The 16,760-nt window shown below is 44.3% G+C and carries 17 protein-coding genes; 9 read left to right on the forward strand and 8 right to left on the reverse strand.

Annotated features, from left to right (window positions below):
• Nucleotides 1-106 precede the first annotated feature (106 nt).
• The gene (locus BLT07_RS20025) at nucleotides 107-532 is read right to left on the reverse strand and encodes an organic hydroperoxide resistance protein (RefSeq protein WP_091874281.1); all 426 of its coding nucleotides are present in this window, start codon (nucleotides 530-532) and stop codon (nucleotides 107-109) included.
• A gap of 166 nt (nucleotides 533-698) precedes the next feature.
• Between BLT07_RS20025 and meaB the strand changes: the two genes are divergently transcribed.
• The 3 genes from meaB to BLT07_RS20040 are packed head-to-tail and all read left to right on the forward strand — an operon-like array spanning nucleotide 699 to nucleotide 3,618.
• On the forward strand, nucleotides 699-1,742 hold the full coding sequence (meaB, locus tag BLT07_RS20030) for a methylmalonyl Co-A mutase-associated GTPase MeaB (RefSeq protein ID WP_245726623.1): 1,044 nt from the start codon (nucleotides 699-701) through the stop codon (nucleotides 1,740-1,742).
• A 27-nt stretch (nucleotides 1,743-1,769) separates the two neighbouring features.
• Complete coding sequence (locus BLT07_RS20035; protein WP_091874285.1) at nucleotides 1,770-2,729, forward strand: glycosyltransferase family 2 protein; 960 nt, start codon at nucleotides 1,770-1,772, stop codon at nucleotides 2,727-2,729.
• Nucleotides 2,713-3,618 carry a lysylphosphatidylglycerol synthase transmembrane domain-containing protein gene (locus BLT07_RS20040; protein WP_091874287.1) on the forward strand — a complete coding sequence of 302 codons (906 nt, stop codon included), beginning with the start codon at nucleotides 2,713-2,715 and terminating at the stop codon, nucleotides 3,616-3,618. The genes BLT07_RS20035 and BLT07_RS20040 overlap by 17 nt, the downstream gene beginning before the upstream one ends.
• A gap of 156 nt (nucleotides 3,619-3,774) precedes the next feature.
• Here the strand turns inward: BLT07_RS20040 and BLT07_RS20045 are convergent, their stop codons facing one another.
• The 6 genes from BLT07_RS20045 to BLT07_RS20070 all read right to left on the reverse strand — a co-directional run bounded on the left by BLT07_RS20045 (nucleotide 3,775) and on the right by BLT07_RS20070 (nucleotide 10,046).
• A complete protein-coding gene (locus tag BLT07_RS20045; protein WP_091874290.1) occupies nucleotides 3,775-5,433 on the reverse strand; it encodes an ArnT family glycosyltransferase in 1,659 nt (552 codons plus the stop codon).
• Nucleotides 5,430-6,005 (reverse strand): phosphatase PAP2 family protein, encoded by a 576-nt coding sequence (locus BLT07_RS20050; RefSeq protein WP_091874292.1) that lies wholly within the window; start codon nucleotides 6,003-6,005, stop codon nucleotides 5,430-5,432. The genes BLT07_RS20045 and BLT07_RS20050 overlap by 4 nt, the downstream gene beginning before the upstream one ends.
• A 75-nt stretch (nucleotides 6,006-6,080) precedes the next feature.
• A complete protein-coding gene (locus tag BLT07_RS20055) occupies nucleotides 6,081-6,308 on the reverse strand; it encodes a hypothetical protein (protein WP_091874295.1) in 228 nt (75 codons plus the stop codon).
• Between the two features lie 160 nt (nucleotides 6,309-6,468).
• Complete coding sequence (locus BLT07_RS20060; RefSeq protein WP_091874298.1) at nucleotides 6,469-7,830, reverse strand: MATE family efflux transporter; 1,362 nt, start codon at nucleotides 7,828-7,830, stop codon at nucleotides 6,469-6,471.
• Nucleotides 7,831-7,922: 92 nt separating this feature from the next.
• Nucleotides 7,923-8,714: a nucleoside triphosphate pyrophosphohydrolase gene (gene mazG / locus BLT07_RS20065; protein WP_091874300.1), complete on the reverse strand. Its 792-nt coding sequence runs from the start codon at nucleotides 8,712-8,714 to the stop codon at nucleotides 7,923-7,925.
• 243 nt (nucleotides 8,715-8,957) lie between these two features.
• Complete coding sequence (locus BLT07_RS20070; RefSeq protein ID WP_091874302.1) at nucleotides 8,958-10,046, reverse strand: zinc-binding metallopeptidase family protein; 1,089 nt, start codon at nucleotides 10,044-10,046, stop codon at nucleotides 8,958-8,960.
• A 111-nt stretch (nucleotides 10,047-10,157) separates the two neighbouring features.
• Between BLT07_RS20070 and BLT07_RS20075 the strand changes: the two genes are divergently transcribed.
• From BLT07_RS20075 to BLT07_RS20090, 4 genes are all read left to right on the forward strand, one after another.
• The gene (locus BLT07_RS20075; protein ID WP_091874304.1) at nucleotides 10,158-10,991 is read left to right on the forward strand and encodes a sugar phosphate isomerase/epimerase family protein; all 834 of its coding nucleotides are present in this window, start codon (nucleotides 10,158-10,160) and stop codon (nucleotides 10,989-10,991) included.
• Nucleotides 10,992-11,086: 95 nt separating this feature from the next.
• Nucleotides 11,087-12,742, forward strand: coding sequence for an N-acyl-D-amino-acid deacylase family protein (locus BLT07_RS20080; protein WP_091874307.1), 1,656 nt, complete (start codon nucleotides 11,087-11,089; stop codon nucleotides 12,740-12,742).
• Nucleotides 12,743-12,815: 73 nt separating this feature from the next.
• Entirely contained in the window at nucleotides 12,816-13,733 is a 918-nt protein-coding gene (locus BLT07_RS20085; protein ID WP_091874309.1) for an SMP-30/gluconolactonase/LRE family protein, read from the forward strand.
• 232 nt (nucleotides 13,734-13,965) lie between these two features.
• Nucleotides 13,966-14,925, forward strand: coding sequence for an NAD(P)-dependent alcohol dehydrogenase (locus BLT07_RS20090; protein WP_091874312.1), 960 nt, complete (start codon nucleotides 13,966-13,968; stop codon nucleotides 14,923-14,925).
• 177 nt (nucleotides 14,926-15,102) lie between these two features.
• On the opposite strand, the gene BLT07_RS20095 is transcribed toward BLT07_RS20090, so the two are convergent.
• Nucleotides 15,103-15,546 (reverse strand): BLUF domain-containing protein, encoded by a 444-nt coding sequence (locus tag BLT07_RS20095; protein WP_091874315.1) that lies wholly within the window; start codon nucleotides 15,544-15,546, stop codon nucleotides 15,103-15,105.
• Between the two features lie 360 nt (nucleotides 15,547-15,906).
• Here BLT07_RS20095 and BLT07_RS20100 point away from each other — a divergent pair, with 360 nt between their 5' ends.
• Nucleotides 15,907-16,086, forward strand: a complete 180-nt coding sequence (locus BLT07_RS20100; protein WP_091874318.1) for a hypothetical protein — start codon at nucleotides 15,907-15,909, stop codon at nucleotides 16,084-16,086.
• Nucleotides 16,076-16,657, forward strand: coding sequence for a GDP-mannose pyrophosphatase NudK (gene nudK / locus BLT07_RS20105; protein WP_091874321.1), 582 nt, complete (start codon nucleotides 16,076-16,078; stop codon nucleotides 16,655-16,657). Before BLT07_RS20100 ends, nudK begins: the two co-directional genes overlap by 11 nt.
• Nucleotides 16,658-16,760: the final 103 nt, after the last annotated feature.

A 16,760-nucleotide genomic window follows, 5' to 3' on the forward strand; every position in this document is an offset into this window, starting at 1 on the left:
TTCTCGAATTCCGTTTGTTCTTCTTTTCTCATGGTTCTGTCTGAATAAAATTAATGATTAAAATTTATTTCAGACAGAGTTCAGTTTACACTCTCTGGAGATTTAATTAATCTTCTACCAACAAATTTAATTTCACAGTGATATTGTCACGTGTGGCCTTGCTATACGGGCAAATTTCATGGGCGGCGTTCACCAGTTTCTCTCCCATTTCCGTATCTACCGTGGGCAGCAGGCAATCTAGGGTGGCACCAATGAAAAATCCGTCATCGTCTTTATTGAAACTTATCACGGCGGTTACTTTAAAATCACCGAGATCATCTACCTTATGGTCTTTGGCAACCACTTGAATGGCTCCGGCAAAGCAGGTGGCGTATGCCGCGGCAAAAAGTTGCTCGGGATTGGTTGACTTCCCATCCGTCTTGCCTTCGGCATCCGGCATCTTTATGGGTAAATCGAGGGCACCATCCTTACTTTTTACGTGTCCGGCCCTACCGCCTGTATTTGTTACTTTAGTCTTGAAAATAGTTTTCATGTCTATCTATTTTTTAGTGTATTGAATTCTTTTCGAAGATACCTTGGTACCCTTGAAAAAGCTAATATGAGCTATTAAACTTATGTGAAAAGGAAAATATCCATCGAAAAACCAAAGTATTCCGTATTTTGTGATTTCGAACTGGAACCAGAGTAGATACCGAAGCTTGGGCAATCAAAAACATACGGACGCAGGGCAGATTTCAAAACTCCAAAGGGAAAGGCAGCGCATGCCCTCCGTGGATGTTTTAGTGGAAGGTATAATCAAGGGAGATTCATCAACCTTGGGCAGGGCAATCACCTTGGTCGAAAGCAACCGGAAAGACCATCTCGAAAAAGCCAATGCGATAGTCCAAAAATGCCTGTCCCAAAAAAGGGATGCCATCCGCATTGGCATCACTGGCGTACCCGGCGTAGGTAAAAGTACCTTTATCGAAGCTTTGGGGGCACAACTGAACGCTCAGGGAAACCGCGTGGCCGTATTGGCCGTGGACCCTACCAGTACACAAAGTAAGGGCAGTATTCTTGGGGATAAAACCCGTATGGATGAACTGGTCAAGAACCCGAAAGCCTTTATACGCCCCTCGCCATCGGGGGAAACCTTGGGCGGAGTTGCCCGCAAGACTCGGGAGACTATCATTTTATGTGAAGCTGCGGGCTACAATATAGTGCTCATCGAGACAGTGGGTGTGGGACAGAGCGAAACGGCGGTACACGGCATGGTCGATTTTTTTCTTTTATTGAAACTTTCCGGTGCGGGCGACGAACTGCAAGGCATTAAGCGGGGCATCGTCGAAATGGCGGACGCCCTGGTGGTCAACAAAGCCGATGGCGACAATATCAAAAAAGCTGCGGCGGCAGCCGGAGCTTTTAAAAGGGCCCTACACCTATATCCCCCTAAAGAAAACGGCTGGATACCCAAAGTTTTGACCTGTTCGGCAACCGAAAATTCGGGTATCGATGCTATTTGGGAGATGATTCAAGGCTACATCGAACAAAATAAAAAATCCGGATATTTTCTAGAAAAACGCAAACGACAAAACAGAAACTGGCTGTATGAATCGATCGAAGAACGTTTAAAATCGGAATTCTTTCAAAACGGGAACATCGCCCCGGAAATCGAGAAATTCGTAACCGAAGTGATGGCCGAAACTATCTCTCCATTCCAGGCCGCGGCAGAATTGATAGGTATGTTTAAAAACAAAAGCTAAATTTGTCCGTAAATCGATATTCAAAACATGCATCCCGTAACCTCGTCACTACTTTCCCTCGTTATACCGCTTTATAATGAAGCCGATAATGTAGGGCTCCTAACGCAAAAAATTCACGAGGCACTAGCCGGTTACGAATATCAGATTATTTATATCGATGATTTTTCTACGGATGCCACGCAAAAGGTCATTACCGATATGAAGGATGACAAAGTGCACCTCATCGTCCTCAAAAAGAATTACGGACAGAGCCTAGCCCTGGCCGCAGGCATCGATTACGCCAAAGGGGAGTATATCATCACCATGGACGGTGACCTGCAAAACGACCCCAGCGATATTCCGCAGATGTTGGAATATGCCGTAAACCAAGATTTTGACCTGGTGACCGGAATTCGCCAAAAACGGCAAGATTCCCTCATAAAAAAAATACCCTCTAAAATCGCCAATTTTCTGGTGCGTCGGGTGACCCAGCTCGATATCAAGGATAATGGATGTGCCCTAAAAATTTTTAAAAGGGAAGTCGCCAAAGACCTAAACCTATACGGCGAAATGCACCGTTTCATTACCCTGCTCGCCCATCTGGAAGGTGCCCAGATAAAACAGGTGCCGGTAAAACACCACGCTCGGCATTCCGGGGTTTCTAAATATGGGCTCGAACGTGTGTTCAAGGTCGTAGCCGACATGATGCTCTTATTGTTTATCCGCAAATATTTTCAACGGCCTATACACCTGTTCGGTATTTTCGGATTTTTTCTGATCATCATCGGTGTGTTTATAAATATCTACCTGCTCATCGTGAAATTTGGTTTTGGTCAGGATATCGGTACACGGCCCTTGCTGATTTTTGGACTGATGTTTATTATGGCGGGCATTCAGTTATTTACAATCGGTATCGTTATGGAACTGCTGATTCGTACGTATTACGAATCGCAGCAAAAAAGGCCGTACCGTATCAGAAAAATATCCGTCGGTGGCAAAGTGGCGTAAAAAAGGGATAGCCCTACTCAAAATCGTCATCAGTCTGCTCTTGGTCTATTTTGTGTTTACCAAGGTCGATTTTCAGGAAGTCTGGGATATCCTTCAAAAATCCCGGTCGGGCTACATCGTTTTGGCACTGCTGTTCTTCATCGCTTCAAAAATCTTTTCGGCCTTTCGGCTCAACCTGTATTTTCATCAGCTGGGGGTTTTTCTCACCCAAAAAAGCAACTTGAAATTGTATTTGCTAGGTATGTTCTACAACCTTTTTCTACCGGGTGGAATCGGTGGGGATGCCTACAAAGGCTATCTTATCCGAAAAAAGTTCGAGGTCCGTACCAAGCGGGTTGTTGCGGTATTATTGCTCGATAGGTTGAGCGGCATGTTACTGCTGTTCGTTTATGCCTGCCTATTGACCATGGGCCTAAAAGATATGTTGTTGATGGAATATCGTTTTCTATTTGGATTTGCCATCGTCTTCAGTATGTTGTTGTTTTGGGTAATTAACAAACGCTTCTTTGATTATGTGTTTCCTGTTTTTTGGAGATCGGTAGGGTATTCCGCGCTAGTCCAAGGCCTACAACTGGCCAGTTTGTACTGTATTCTAAATGCCCTATCCATAGAAAACGATATTCTTGCCTACCTTTTTGTTTTCTTGATTTCCTCAATCGTTTCCGTGGTACCCTTGACCATCGGAGGTATTGGGAGTCGCGAGGTGACTTTTTACTACGGTGCCCTTTGGTTGGGACTGAATCAGGATACTTCTATCGGTATCAGTATGATGTTTTTCGGTATCACCGCTTTTGTTTCACTTTTAGGGGTTTATTTTCATTTTAGGAAACTGGGGTTGGAAGTGGGAAGTGACAACGCCAGCAGTATTAGCGGTAACAGTAGACCTTAAATTCAATATTTAATCGCTACTTTCTAGCAGTTTAAGCCCACCCAGCCATACCTTACATTATAAAGGGAATAGGTCAAACCACCAACGATGGGCAGTTGATATGGAGGATTCGACAGTAGCGAACCCTGCATTTGCATCTGATTTTGAACCGGGACTTCAATACATATGAATCAAATGCATAGTGTCTAAAGTTCTTTTGCGAGTGGATGGATCTAGAAACTTCTTGCTCAGGCGTGTAATCCTGAAATGTGGTTTGGTGTATTGTCGGTCCCAATCAAAACCTTGGTCGTGTAGTTTTTGAAGCTCTGTATCGTTCACATAGAGCCAAAGGTTATGCTTTTTCCTCAGATTTTGGAGCGATAGGATTCCCACCGGTCTTTGGTTATAGAAGTCAAGCGACCACGTATGAAAATCCCCTAATTTATAGATAGTATCCACGGGAATCTGTTCTTCGGCAACCACTTCGGCCATGCGGGAACCGGCTTGATACATCAATAGATTCGGATAGAAATGTAGGTTGAGAACGGCATTTAACAACAGTGAACTGTATACCGAGAGGGTAAGGATACGCAAATAATAGGCTTCTCGCTTCAAACAAAAGTAAGTGATGACCAATAATAGAATGATCAGTAAAATGGAGGCGTAAATATGCTTGAAGGGAAACACAAAAAAACAAATCAATAGGGTAGCGACAAAAACAATACTCAGAATAAAATACTGTACGCCCAATAAAATTTGTACCGGTTTTGTACGGGTCGTCCTATACAGGTCATGGATATAGGATGCGGTCAGTACCGAGAACAGGGGAATGATAATATTCAGGTAATGCGGCAGCTTAAACTGTGAAAAACTGGCAATCAGAAAAAACAAGGTTATCGTACCCAAGGTCAAAAACTCATACTTTGGTTTGTAGGCGAATTTCACTTTGAACAACGCTTTTATCCTAGTTGCATAGGCGACAATCCCCAAGATCGTCCAAGGAACGAATACCCAGAGAAAAGTGTGGAAGAAAAAGAAATAGTCACTGCTATTGGCGCCCATACCCTCGCCGCTAAGGCGTTCGAAACTTTGTTCCCAAAAAATAAAAAAGAGGCCACTACGGTCTCCCCTACCCCGAATGATTTTTTCAGGATGCATATCAAACTGCAGGTAATACGCATAAAGCATAGGGGTAATGGCCAAGGCGAAGACAAATAAGGCCACAAGTACCTTCCAGTTCACTAAAGCCCTCCATTTACGGGTGTAGGCCAGATGGCAAAGCACCGCAATACCGATCACGAGCAAGGCAATCTGCCCTTTGGTGGAAAAAGCGAGCCCAGCGCCCAACGCCCCTAAAATTAGGGCCAAAAGGGATCTTTTTTCGATGTAGACCGTTAATTGCCAAATAGCGAAAATGGTAAAGCCGGTAAGCACGGCATCGGTGCGGACATCGATTGCGGATAACATAATGGTCTGCGCCGTCATAAAGACCAAGGCGGCCACTTTTCCGGTATCAATAGTATAGAGCAATCTGCCCAAGCCGAAGCAGCTGTAGGCACCGAGCAACGTCACTAAAATTCCAGGGATGCGGTAGGCCCAATCATGGAGTCCGAATATAGTGTAGGAAAGCGCCGCTAGCCAGTAATGCATGTGGGGCTTGTCCAAATACTCTTCCGAACCTTTGAAGAGGTTGATAAAATCGTTTTCCTGATACATGCGCATGGCCATGACGGCAAACTGCGCGGAATCGTTCTCCATCAAAGTAACAAACGAACCGGCGACATACACCAATACGATCAAAACCAACAAAAACCAGTACCTGAGGTTGGGTATCATTTAGGGAACTTAGCAACGGCAAAGATAAAGAACTTTACGAACAAGCTGCTTAAAATCACCCCGATTACGGCCCCGGAAAGGACATCCAAAGGAAAATGGACACCGATATAAATCCTACTATAAGCTACCAAAAACGCCCAGACCATCAGGAAAATTCCCAAGTAGCGAAATTTGGGCCTTAACACTAAGGTAAAGAAAAACGCAACCGCAAAATGGTTGGCCGCATGAGCGGAAAAGTAACCGAATTTGCCGCCGCAATACCCTTTTACCAATCGCATGGCATCGCTGACTTCGGGATCGTAACATGGCCGTAGGCGCGCAACGCCGTATTTGAAAAGGTTGGCCAACTGGTCGGTCGCGACAATCATCAGCACCACCGTTACGACGGCCAACCCCGTTTTTTTCAATCCTAAATAGCTGTAAGAAAGTAGTAAAAGCAATACATAAACGGAAATATTGATCCAACCGGTTTTATCGCTCATCAGGAGCCAAAACGCATCCCAGTTTTCATTTCCCGAAGTATTGAGAAAGAGGAAGAGTTCTTTATCGTAATGTATCAGGTTATCAAGCATCGTCTTACAGATAAAACTAACCGCTATAGTTTAGCAACTGGTGTTGATTTTTTGTAGTTCTGTTTTTAAAAAACACTAGTCCTCGTAGCGGGAAACTTCCCGATCATAGAACGTGTTCGCCTGTTCAATAAGGCTTTCGGCTTCCGTTTCCAGCTCTTCTTCATCTTCTTTAGAAAAATCTTCGAGCCATTCGACCTCATCGTTCTCGAGGTTAATGATAAATCTTGGATATTCGGTATGGACGACGAATATGGCCGTTGGATAGTCGGTGTTATCACCTAAAATAAATTTTGGGAATTCCATTATATAGTTTTTATTTTGAAGTATCTTACCTATCCGAAAACTATGCGCTGAGCTTGCCTATTTTAAGCGGATATGCGAAGGATATTTTAAAGTATTATTTTCAAGTTTTCAGCCAGATTATAGTATACTTATCCACAAATACATTAAACCCCGACGCCTTCTATCCAATCAGTTTATTCGTGAGATAATTAAAGCGAATATACAACAGAATCGCCGAAGCGGAGAGACCCGCTAACAGTCCGAACCAGATACCGGTACTTTCTAGATCGGTTTTGAGCCCCAGATAATACATCACCGGGAAACCGATGCCCCAATAGGCGATAAAGGTAATCAACGTAGGAATCTTGACATCCTGCAGTCCGCGTAAAGCGCCCAAGACGACCACTTGAATACCGTCGGAAATCTGGAAGAACGCGGCCACCAATAACAACTCCCCCGCCAGCGTGATTACTTCGGTATTGTCGGCCATGTTCGATACATCGTCTACATCGAGATAAAGGGATGGAAACCAATGGCGACCAAGTAAAAATAAGGCCGCAAATACGATTTCGAGTAAAAAAGTCAACAGAAAAATGGATTTCGCTATACGCTGCAATTCCTTGAAATTCCGCAATCCCTTTTGGATGCCTACGCGGATCATGGCCGCTACCCCGAGGCCCATACCGAACATAAAGGTCATACTGCTCAGATTTAGGGCAATTTGGTTGGCGGCCTGTGCGTTTTTTCCTAAAACACCGCTTAGCCAGATCGCCGAGGTAAAGATGGCGACCTCAAAGAACATCTGCAACGCCGACGGAAAGCCCAAGCTGATAATTTTGTCCATCACCCGTCGTTCTATCTTCCGAAAATTGAATCCCGTTACGTAAAAGCGGAATTTTTCCCTACGTTTAAGCAAGTACCAAAGATAGGCGACCATTATAAATCGGGAAGCCAAGGTACCAATGGCCGCGCCCACGATGCCCATTTCAGGGAAACCCAATGAACCGAAAATCAGCAGATAGTTCAATACTATATTGACCACGTTGGCCAAAATAGTGGCATACATGGGATATTTGGTCTGTGAGAGCCCTTCCGAAAATTGCTTGAAGGCCTGAAAAATAATCAACGGCACCAACGAAAACGCCACCAAATCGAGATAGGGAATCGCCAGTTCCACCACTTCGGGCGGTTGTTCCATCAAATACATCAAGGGCTTGGCCAACAAGATAACGCCAAAAAGAGCCAGGCCCAGAACGGTACATAGCACCAGTCCGTGTTTTAGGGCGCTTTTTCCGTCCGCTTGGTTACCGGCACCATCAGCCTCGGCCACTAGAGGCGTGATCGCGGTGGAAAATCCGATACCCAGCGACATGGCGATAAAAACAAAACTGTTGCCTAAAGAAACAGCAGCCAGCTCAGCCGTACCCAATTGCCCGACCATGATATTATCGGCCAGCTGCACAAAGGTATGGCCCAACATGCCCATGATTACTGGCACGGCAAGCTTGATATTGTAGCGGAATTCTTTTGTGTATGCTCTCAAAGGGAAGTTCGTTTTGTGTTGGGAGTTTGCGGGTTGAAGCGATTTAAGCTTTAAAGTTCCATAAACCGTTCAAAAACTGCAAACCCCTTCTGCTATCGTTCACTGCGATTATCGGCCTTTTTCGCTTCTTCCCAAAAAACATCCATTTCGGCCAGCGTCATGTCCTTTAGCGGTTTGCCGAGCTTCTTAGCTTTTTGCTCCAGATATTGAAAGCGGCCGATGAATTTTTTGTTGGTGCGTTCGAGCGCGTTTTCCGGATCGATATCCAAAAAACGGGCGTAGTTGACCAAGGAAAACATGACGTCGCCGAACTCCGCCTCCATTTTTTCGGCATTGCCGAATTCGATTTCTTCCTTAAATTCTTGGAGTTCTTCCTGCACTTTTTCCCAAACCTGTTCGGGTTTTTCCCAATCGAAGCCGACGCCGGCAACCTTATCCTGAATGCGGTTGGCCTTTACCAGGGCGGGTAGGCCTTTCGGTACGCCCTCAAGTACGGACTTTTTTCCTTCTTTGAGCTTGATATTTTCCCAATTCCGTTTTACGTCCGCTTCGTCGTTTACTTCGACATCACCATAGATATGCGGATGCCTATTGATCAGCTTTTCACAAATATCATTACAGACATCCGCCATATCAAAATCATTGGTTTCAGAACCGATCTTGGCATAAAAAACGATATGCAGGAGTACGTCGCCCAACTCCTTTTTTATTTCCTCCAGATCATCCTCTAAAATAGCATCCCCCAATTCGTAGGTTTCCTCTATGGTGAGATGGCGCAAGCTTTGCATGGTCTGCTTTTTGTCCCACGGACATTGGGCGCGAAGCTGGTCCATGATGGTCAGCAAACGGTCGAAAGCCTGTAGTTGTGTTTGTCTGGAATTCATCCTCCTAAAATTTTTGCAAAGATACTTATCTATTCGGGGGTAGGCCAGACCCCACACGACATAATCAGAAATTTAAACTTGATTGATCCGTAACTACCACATCTCCATACCCTGCATTCCTCTCGCCTTACTCGTGGGATACAAAAGGGGAGGGATTACGTTTTCCCCAGTGAAAACCATGAAATAGCTGAACGGGAGGCATCTTATGCATCGGTCAGGCCGTTATTTCAGGGTAATCCGATCTTATAATTTCCCATGCAACAGCCGATGGACGAACTGGAGCTTTTTTTCGGTTTTTTGGGGAATGACGAACGGATAGATATCCTTCTGTCCCATGCTTCTGTTGAGGCTGTTCAGAGCGAAGGTCAGCGGCACAATGGCCTTCATTATTTTGGCGAAATGCGCTTCTTCGTAGGGGTCGAAATCGGCCTGCATTTTTAAGGGGGAATTATCACGGAATGCCTCACCAGTAGTAATCCCGAAATAAAAAGCAGTCTCGAGCATGTCCACCAAGTGCAGGTAATGTGCCCAGGTTTCGGCCCAATCTTCCCAAGGGTGCGAGGCTGCGTATTTACTGATATAGCTTTGCCGCCACTGTTTTGGAGGTCCGTTTTGATAGTGTTTTTTCAGGGCCTCACCATAATCCGCCCGCTCATCACCAAAATGTTTTCGGAATTTTTTTAGGATTTCCGGACGGTCGCGAATCAGCCATTCCCAATAATAATGTCCCACTTCGTGCCGAAAGTGCCCGATCAGGGTGCGGTACTGCTCGGCCATCTGCTTGCGCATATACTCGCGATGCACGTTATCAGCTTCCGCTACATTTATGGTAATCAATCCATTGAGATGACCGGTGCGGATGGGCCGCGCATTGCCGGATGCAGTTGCGTCCGACAGAAAATCGAAGGCCAATCCCTTTTCCGGTGCCTCGTCCTTATCGATGACCGGAAGTCCGAATCGCAGCAGGGCATAGACCAAACGGTGTTTAGCGCGCTCGAGTTTCCGCCATTCCCGTAAATTTTTCTGCTTTTGAAGATTGGGGATGGTGCGGTTTAGGGCACAGGCCGTACAGAATTCCGATGCATCATCCGTATTGATTATCCAATTGCAGACCTTGTGTCCGAAATTTTTGCAATATCGGTATTGCGAGCCATCATCCTGCAACAAAGTATAGATCGTATGCGAGTTTACATCCGTATCGTTATCCGTCTTAACCAACGTTGCCAAAGTACACGTTTTCTCACAATATCCAAGATTACCTCCACAGACCTCACATTTCGTATTCTCAAAATAGAGCGGGTTTTCGCACTGCTGGCATTGGAATATTTTCATCGGCTAAAAGTAAGCATTGCTTACCTAATATAGGTTGTCAATAGTTTCGATTATCACATCCCTGTGAGTTCGCTAAATTTCAGTATCTTCATCCGTTCAACATTTTATTTTATGAAAACACGTAGAACTTTTTTAAGACAATCGGGCGCTCTGGCAATCGGAACTATGTTACTACCCACTTTTAGCTTCGCCGTAAATAAAGACCAGAAATTTGGGGTACAACTCTATTCCTTTCGGGATGCTATGGCCAAGGATGCGATGGGCACCCTGAAAAAAATTGCCGACATCGGCTTTAAAGAAATCGAATCTGCCCGGAGCGACAAGGGCCTTTATTATGGCCTTGCACCCAAAGAAATAAAAAAGGCGTGTAAAGATTTGGGAATGCAACTGACCAGCGGCCACGTCGCCCTAGACGACGATTTTCAGCACACGATGGAGCAGGCGGTTGCATCAGGACAAGAATACGTAATCTGTTCGTCGCTACCCAGTAAAGGCCAAACGGTCGACAACTATAAAAAGGTGGCCGAACAGTTCAACACCGCCGGGGAAGCCTGTAAAAAATTGGGGCTCAAATTCGGCTACCACAACCACGAATATGAATTCGAATCGGATAACGGAACGGTATTGTACGATGTTTTAATGGACAATACCGATGAGAATCTGGTACACATGGAATTAGATTTGGGATGGGTCGTCGTAGCCGGAAAAGATCCTTTGGACTATTTTGAACAGTATCCCGGTCGCTTCCCCCTTTGGCATCTGAAGGATATGGACATGGATAAAAAGGAAAGCACGGAATTTGGAAAAGGTGGCTTGGACCTCGACGGCATAATGGCACATCAAAAGGAATCCGGCGTAAAACATATCTATATCGAACAGGAAGAGTATGCGAGCACGCCTTTTGAAAGTATGAAAGAGAATATGGCGTTCTTAAAAAATAGGTAAGATGCGACTTAGGGTCTGTTCAGAAATAACTGCCCATACATTGCGGGTATTATTTTTGAAAGACCTTTAAGGTTTGATTCCACCAAAAAATTCCTATGAAGTTAAAAGGATTTATATATTCCATGGTATGTACAGGCCTGATCTGCGCCTGTAATACCGTTGTGCCTTACGACATCTTGATCAAGAACGGACGGATTTTAGATGGTTCGGGCAAACCCTCCTACCTGGGGGATATCGCCATCTACGCCGATACCATCGCCGCTATCGGCACGCTCGAAAAAGCGACCGGCACTCTGGAAATCGATGCTAAGGGACTAGCGGTTGCCCCCGGTTTCATCAATATGCTGAGCTGGGCCAACGAATCCTTGATCGAAGACGGGCGGTCACAGGGCGATATCAGACAGGGTGTTACTTTGGAAGTACTGGGTGAGGGAAGCTCCATGGGGCCTTTGACCGCAGCCATGAAAAAGGAGATGAAGGAAGATCAGGAAGACATTACGTATGCGATTTCTTGGACCACGCTGGGTGAATATCTGGAATTTTTGGAAGATAAAGGGGTTTCAACCAATATTGCCTCATTTCTGGGTAATGGCACTTTACGGGAGCATACCATCGGCTATGAAAACAGACCGCCTACGGACACCGAAATGGAAACCATGAAAACCTTGACGAGGCAGGCCATGGAGGAAGGTGCGGTTGGTCTTTCCACCTCTTTGATATACGTACCCAGCGGCCATGCCAATACCGATGAAATTATCGAACTGGCCAAGGTGGTCTCCGAATACGATGGTATGTATATTTCCCATATTCGCGATGAGGAAGGCGGATTGCTCGACGCCGTACAGGAACTGATCAGCATATCCGAAAAAGCGGCACTTCCTGCGGAAATCTATCATTTTAAAGCCTCCGGAAATGCCAATTGGCAATTATTGGACAGCGCCATTCAGATGGTGGACAATGCCCGGGACAGGGGATTGCCGATCACGACGGATATGTATATGTACAACGCTAGTTCAACGGGACTTAACGTGGTGCTGCCGGCCTGGGCCAAGGAAGGTGGACATGATGCCACGATGAAGCTTATTGAGCAGCCCGCACAACGCCGCAGGATGATGGCCGAAATCGATTTTCATGTCCCGCCCGACAAAATATTATTGGTCGGTTTTCGTCAAAAAGCCATGCGGAATCTTATCGGAAAGACTCTCGCCGAAGTGGCTGCCGAAAGAAAAAAATCGCCCAACGAGACCCTCGTCGATCTTATTTATGAAGATGACAGCAGAATTCAAGTGGTCTATTTTTCAATGTCGGAAGATAACATCAAAAAGAAATTAAAACTGCCCTATATGAGTATTTGCTCCGATGCCGGATCCTATACCAATGAGGGTGTTTTCTTGGAACAGAGCACACACCCTAGGGCCTATGGCTCCTTTGCCCGGCTTTTGGGCCACTACGTTCGCGAAGAAAAAGTAATTCCGCTGGAAGAAGCCATTTTTAAACTCACGACCTTGCCTGCTACCAACCTAAAGCTAAAGAAACGCGGGGCCCTAAAAAAGGGATTTTATGCCGATGTAGTAATTTTCGATCCGGAAAAGATAAAGGATAACGCTACTTTCGAGAAACCGCATCAATACGCAACGGGGATGCTACGGGTGTTCGTAAACGGAACACAGGTGTTAAAAAATGGTGAGCATACGGGTGCGTTTCCGGGTAGGTTCGTTAGGGGGCCTGGGTGGAAACCCACTAAGCCTTAGCGATTATTTGTAACGTACATAAAAGCCGCCCGACATAGGTGCGAAACTCACTTTTCAATCATACATACCTCTTATGAAAAAACATTTCAAGGCTATCACCCTGCCAATCATCTCCGTTATCATTTGCCTTACTTCCTGCAAGGCACAAAAAGCACAGACCCCAAAAATTATCGCCGACGGTGCCGAGCTCACTTTGGTCGCCGATGATTACGAATTTACTGAAGGACCTGCCGTCGACAGCAACGGCGATGTCTATTTTACCGACCAGCCCAACGACCGTATCTTAAAATGGACCGCGGCCGACAATTCCGTTGCCGATTACATGAAACCCGCGGGGCGGTCAAACGGACTCTATTTTGATCAGGAGGGGAACCTGCTTTCCGCCGCCGATGAAAAAAACCAATTATGGCGCATCGATTCTGGTAAAAATGTGACCGTACTCATCGACGATTTCAAGGGAAAAAAACTCAATGGACCGAATGACCTATGGGTCGATGGCAAGGGGGGCATTTACTTTACCGACCCTTATTACCAACGCAGCTGGTGGACTCATAACGAGCCGCCACAAGATGCCCGTCGTGTTTATTATTTGGCATCTGGCAGCGATACTCCGCAAATCGTGGCCGACGATAATTTCGATCAACCTAATGGTATCATCGGATCTCCCGATAGCAAAACCTTGTATGTGTCGGACAATGGTACCAAAAAAACCTATGTGTATAGCGTTGAGGAAAATGGATCTCTGTCAAACAAAAAATTATTTGCCGATATGGGCTCCGACGGTATGACTTTAGACAATCTGGGCAACGTATACCTGACCGGAGACGGTGTCACCGTTTTCGACAAAAACGGAAAAAAAATACAACACATCCCCGTACCTGAAAAATGGACGGCCAACATCACCTTTGCGGGGCCCGAACAGAAAACACTTTTTATAACGGCCATGGATTCGGTATATACGCTGGAGATGGCCGTGCATGGTGTGCGTTAATCTTAAAAACCGTTTAAGAAACGAATTACCTTAACCAAATACTGGCATCGGGGCGTCCAGCAAATGGGGATTCAATTCAGTTTGCAACAAACAAAACTCAACTTGAAGCTTCCATGCATTATCATGAACAACAATATAAGGCCGCGGTTAAGGTTGAAGCTCTTTTTGCGCCTCATCACAGAATACCGTCTGACACCCTCTCAACTAATACCTTCAATGCTAAAATTAAAAGATGAAAGCCTCTATACGTAGAACATATGGCTCCCCAGATCACATTAAAATTGAAAATATCGAAAAACCTGTCCCAACAGACAGTGAGGTATTAATACGAGTTTATGCTACTACGGTAAATAGGACAGATTGTGCCAACCTTACAGCAAAACCATTTGTAATAATGCGACTTGTCTTAGGACTCTTCAAACCAAAAAAAGTTATACTGGGTACAGATTTTGCCGGCGAAGTGGTGGGAATAGGGAAAAATGTTACGTCTTTTAGTGTAAATGATAGGGTATTCGGTTTTAATGACACCGGTTCAGAATCACAGGCTGAATATATAACATCAGAAGAAGAAGCTCTATTTCCTATTCCTGAAAAAATAGACTATAAACAAGCCGCTGCAAGCTTAGAAGGGGCAAACTATGCCTATACTTTCGTTCACAAAGTTAATATTCAATCTGGACACCGAATTCTGATTAACGGGGCAACTGGGGCAATTGGTTCTGCTCTCTTACAATTTGTTAAACAATACGACGTACAAATAACTGCTACTTGCGATACAAATAACATCAAATTGATAACATCTTTAGGTGCTGACAAAATTTATGATTACACCAAGGAAGATTTTACAAACGATAAAGAAAAATATGATTTTATATTCGATGCTGTAGGTAAAAGTACATTTGGAAAATGTAAATCACTATTAAAAGAAAAAGGGGTTTATATATCCTCAGATTTAGGGCCTTACTCCCAAAATATATTTTACGCTTTATTAAGTTCAATTTCAAGTACTAAAAAAGTAATTTTTCCGATACCCTATAGTAAGCATAAAACGATACCTTTTATTTGTGATCTTTTGAAAAAAGAAATGTTTAAACCCGTAATAGACAGGGAGTATTGCTTAGATAATATTTCAGAAGCGTACGAATATGTATTAACTGGAATGAAAACTGGAAATGTCATAATTAACGTTTGATAATAAACAGCAAAAGGCATATAAGGTCTATAGGTAATTTTTGAACGTAAGGTAAAAATCTATCTAATGGACTTTTTAACTCCAACTCTTTTAATAGCAAAGTAGAAACGTAAATGTATGTGCACCCTCTAATATCATCAAAAGATTTCCGAAAGTTTTGGTGGTCTTGTTTTTAAGTCAAAGGAATAATCCAGGCGGTTCGGCCAACAAAGCCTTGACTTTTACCCAGAACAGAATACTGCTCAAACTCTCCGGTTTCGAAAAATCGGCGAGTAACTTCAAGTTACGTCTAAATTGCTCTAGTTCGCTGTGATTGACATTATTTTCATCGATCGGAAAATACGCCATGCCCCACTCTGAAAACGTTCTTTTTTCAACAGCGTTCTCGGCGATGATCCGCACCTGTCGATGCCGACTATCTTTTTGAATTTTTTGATAGCATTCTTGTAGGGTTTGCTGATTGCCTTCCAAAATTTGAATGAACCTGCGATTGTAATATACCAAACATCCGGTAATACCTCTTTCTACATTCCTCGCCCTTGAGGTTTCCAGAATTGCGTGTACATCCGCAGCTAGCAAGCCTTTTTTGGCAACCGATTCATAAGTGAGCTCATAAATCATTTATTTCCCCATTTAAAAATGAGGACAAAGAAAACAAAGCCCAAATAAAAAGGACAGGTCTGAATAACAAAATAGCCACTAAATTTGACCGAATTGCGGATTTTTTCCGATAATGCTCTTATTCCCTTGGTAGTACTAGGAGAAAAGAGACACACTTGGGGCTTTAATTAGAAGAGTTCATTTACTATTTTGAAGCGGGAAGCGTTTTTCACCATCTACTATTTATTCCAACGCTGAAGGCGGTCGAGGTATAAATACCTTTCGACAAATTTTCTGTTTATCGATTTTTTTGGATGGTAGTCTTGAGACTTTAGCTTGTGGAAACCTGAGCAAATATAACTCGCTTACTTTTTTTAAAGTATGAAAATTCGCCTACTTATGGTAAATTTATGCAAGAAAATCAGTCAATTATTGATCAAATGTGATGCGGTATTGAGAATGGGAGGAGAATCCAAAGGCGCCGACCAAGATGTGGTTATAGCTACAGAATTAGGTTTAAAGGTATATTACAACTTAAAAGAAATTCCAAATGCCGAATAACAAGACCCGCAATGTTAAGACCGAAGTACTTTCCGACAATTGGTACACGCTTAGAAAGGTCACCTTCGACTACCTTAAAAAAGATGGTACTTGGGAAATGCAAAGCAGGGAAGCGTATGACCGAGGAAATGGGGCCACTATTCTTTTGTACAACAAAGAAAAGAGAACGGTAATCCTGACGAGACAATTCCGTATGCCCACTTATCTGAATGGCAACGCCACCGGAATGCTGATCGAAGCTTGCGCGGGCCTGTTGGACGACGATAATGCCGAAGATTGCATCATACGGGAAACGGAGGAGGAAACCGGATACCAAATTTCGTCCGTCAAAAAGATTTTCGAAGCCTATATGTCTCCTGGTTCAGTTACGGAAATCGTCCACTTTTTCATCGCGGAATATTCGCAATCAATGAAAATCGGCGAAGGTGGAGGAGCGGATGACGAACAAGAAGAAATCGAGGTTCTGGAACTGAAAATCGACAAAGCGATCCGAATGGTGGAAAACGGTGAAATCAAGGATGCGAAAACTATTATGCTACTTCAGTATGTTCAGGTAAAGGAGATATTTTAGGTATCCCCGGGTGTGTAAATTAAACTCTGTCCGGTTCATTTTTTCTCCATTCCAAAATTGGTCAGATCTTTTATCTGACCGGTTTTGGAATGCGACCTAGCGT

Source organism: Pricia antarctica, from assembly GCF_900101815.1.
In the GTDB taxonomy this organism is placed as follows: domain Bacteria; phylum Bacteroidota; class Bacteroidia; order Flavobacteriales; family Flavobacteriaceae; genus Pricia; species Pricia antarctica.

Excerpts from the sequence above, each read along its gene's own strand:
- BLT07_RS20025 (WP_091874281.1), bottom strand. The coding sequence starts at position 532 with ATGAAAACTATTTTCAAGACTAAAGTAACAAATACAGGCGGTAGGGCC.
- BLT07_RS20100 (WP_091874318.1), top strand. The coding sequence starts at position 15,907 with ATGAAAATTCGCCTACTTATGGTAAATTTATGCAAGAAAATCAGTCAA.
- BLT07_RS20055 (WP_091874295.1), bottom strand. The coding sequence starts at position 6,308 with ATGGAATTCCCAAAATTTATTTTAGGTGATAACACCGACTATCCAACG.
- BLT07_RS20070 (WP_091874302.1), bottom strand. The coding sequence starts at position 10,046 with ATGAAAATATTCCAATGCCAGCAGTGCGAAAACCCGCTCTATTTTGAG.
- BLT07_RS20050 (WP_091874292.1), bottom strand. The coding sequence starts at position 6,005 with ATGCTTGATAACCTGATACATTACGATAAAGAACTCTTCCTCTTTCTC.
- BLT07_RS20095 (WP_091874315.1), bottom strand. The coding sequence starts at position 15,546 with ATGATTTATGAGCTCACTTATGAATCGGTTGCCAAAAAAGGCTTGCTA.
- mazG (WP_091874300.1), bottom strand. The coding sequence starts at position 8,714 with ATGAATTCCAGACAAACACAACTACAGGCTTTCGACCGTTTGCTGACC.
- BLT07_RS20090 (WP_091874312.1), top strand. The coding sequence starts at position 13,966 with ATGAAAGCCTCTATACGTAGAACATATGGCTCCCCAGATCACATTAAA.
- BLT07_RS20085 (WP_091874309.1), top strand. The coding sequence starts at position 12,816 with ATGAAAAAACATTTCAAGGCTATCACCCTGCCAATCATCTCCGTTATC.
- BLT07_RS20080 (WP_091874307.1), top strand. The coding sequence starts at position 11,087 with ATGAAGTTAAAAGGATTTATATATTCCATGGTATGTACAGGCCTGATC.
- BLT07_RS20035 (WP_091874285.1), top strand. The coding sequence starts at position 1,770 with ATGCATCCCGTAACCTCGTCACTACTTTCCCTCGTTATACCGCTTTAT.
- BLT07_RS20045 (WP_091874290.1), bottom strand. The coding sequence starts at position 5,433 with ATGATACCCAACCTCAGGTACTGGTTTTTGTTGGTTTTGATCGTATTG.
- BLT07_RS20075 (WP_091874304.1), top strand. The coding sequence starts at position 10,158 with ATGAAAACACGTAGAACTTTTTTAAGACAATCGGGCGCTCTGGCAATC.
- nudK (WP_091874321.1), top strand. The coding sequence starts at position 16,076 with ATGCCGAATAACAAGACCCGCAATGTTAAGACCGAAGTACTTTCCGAC.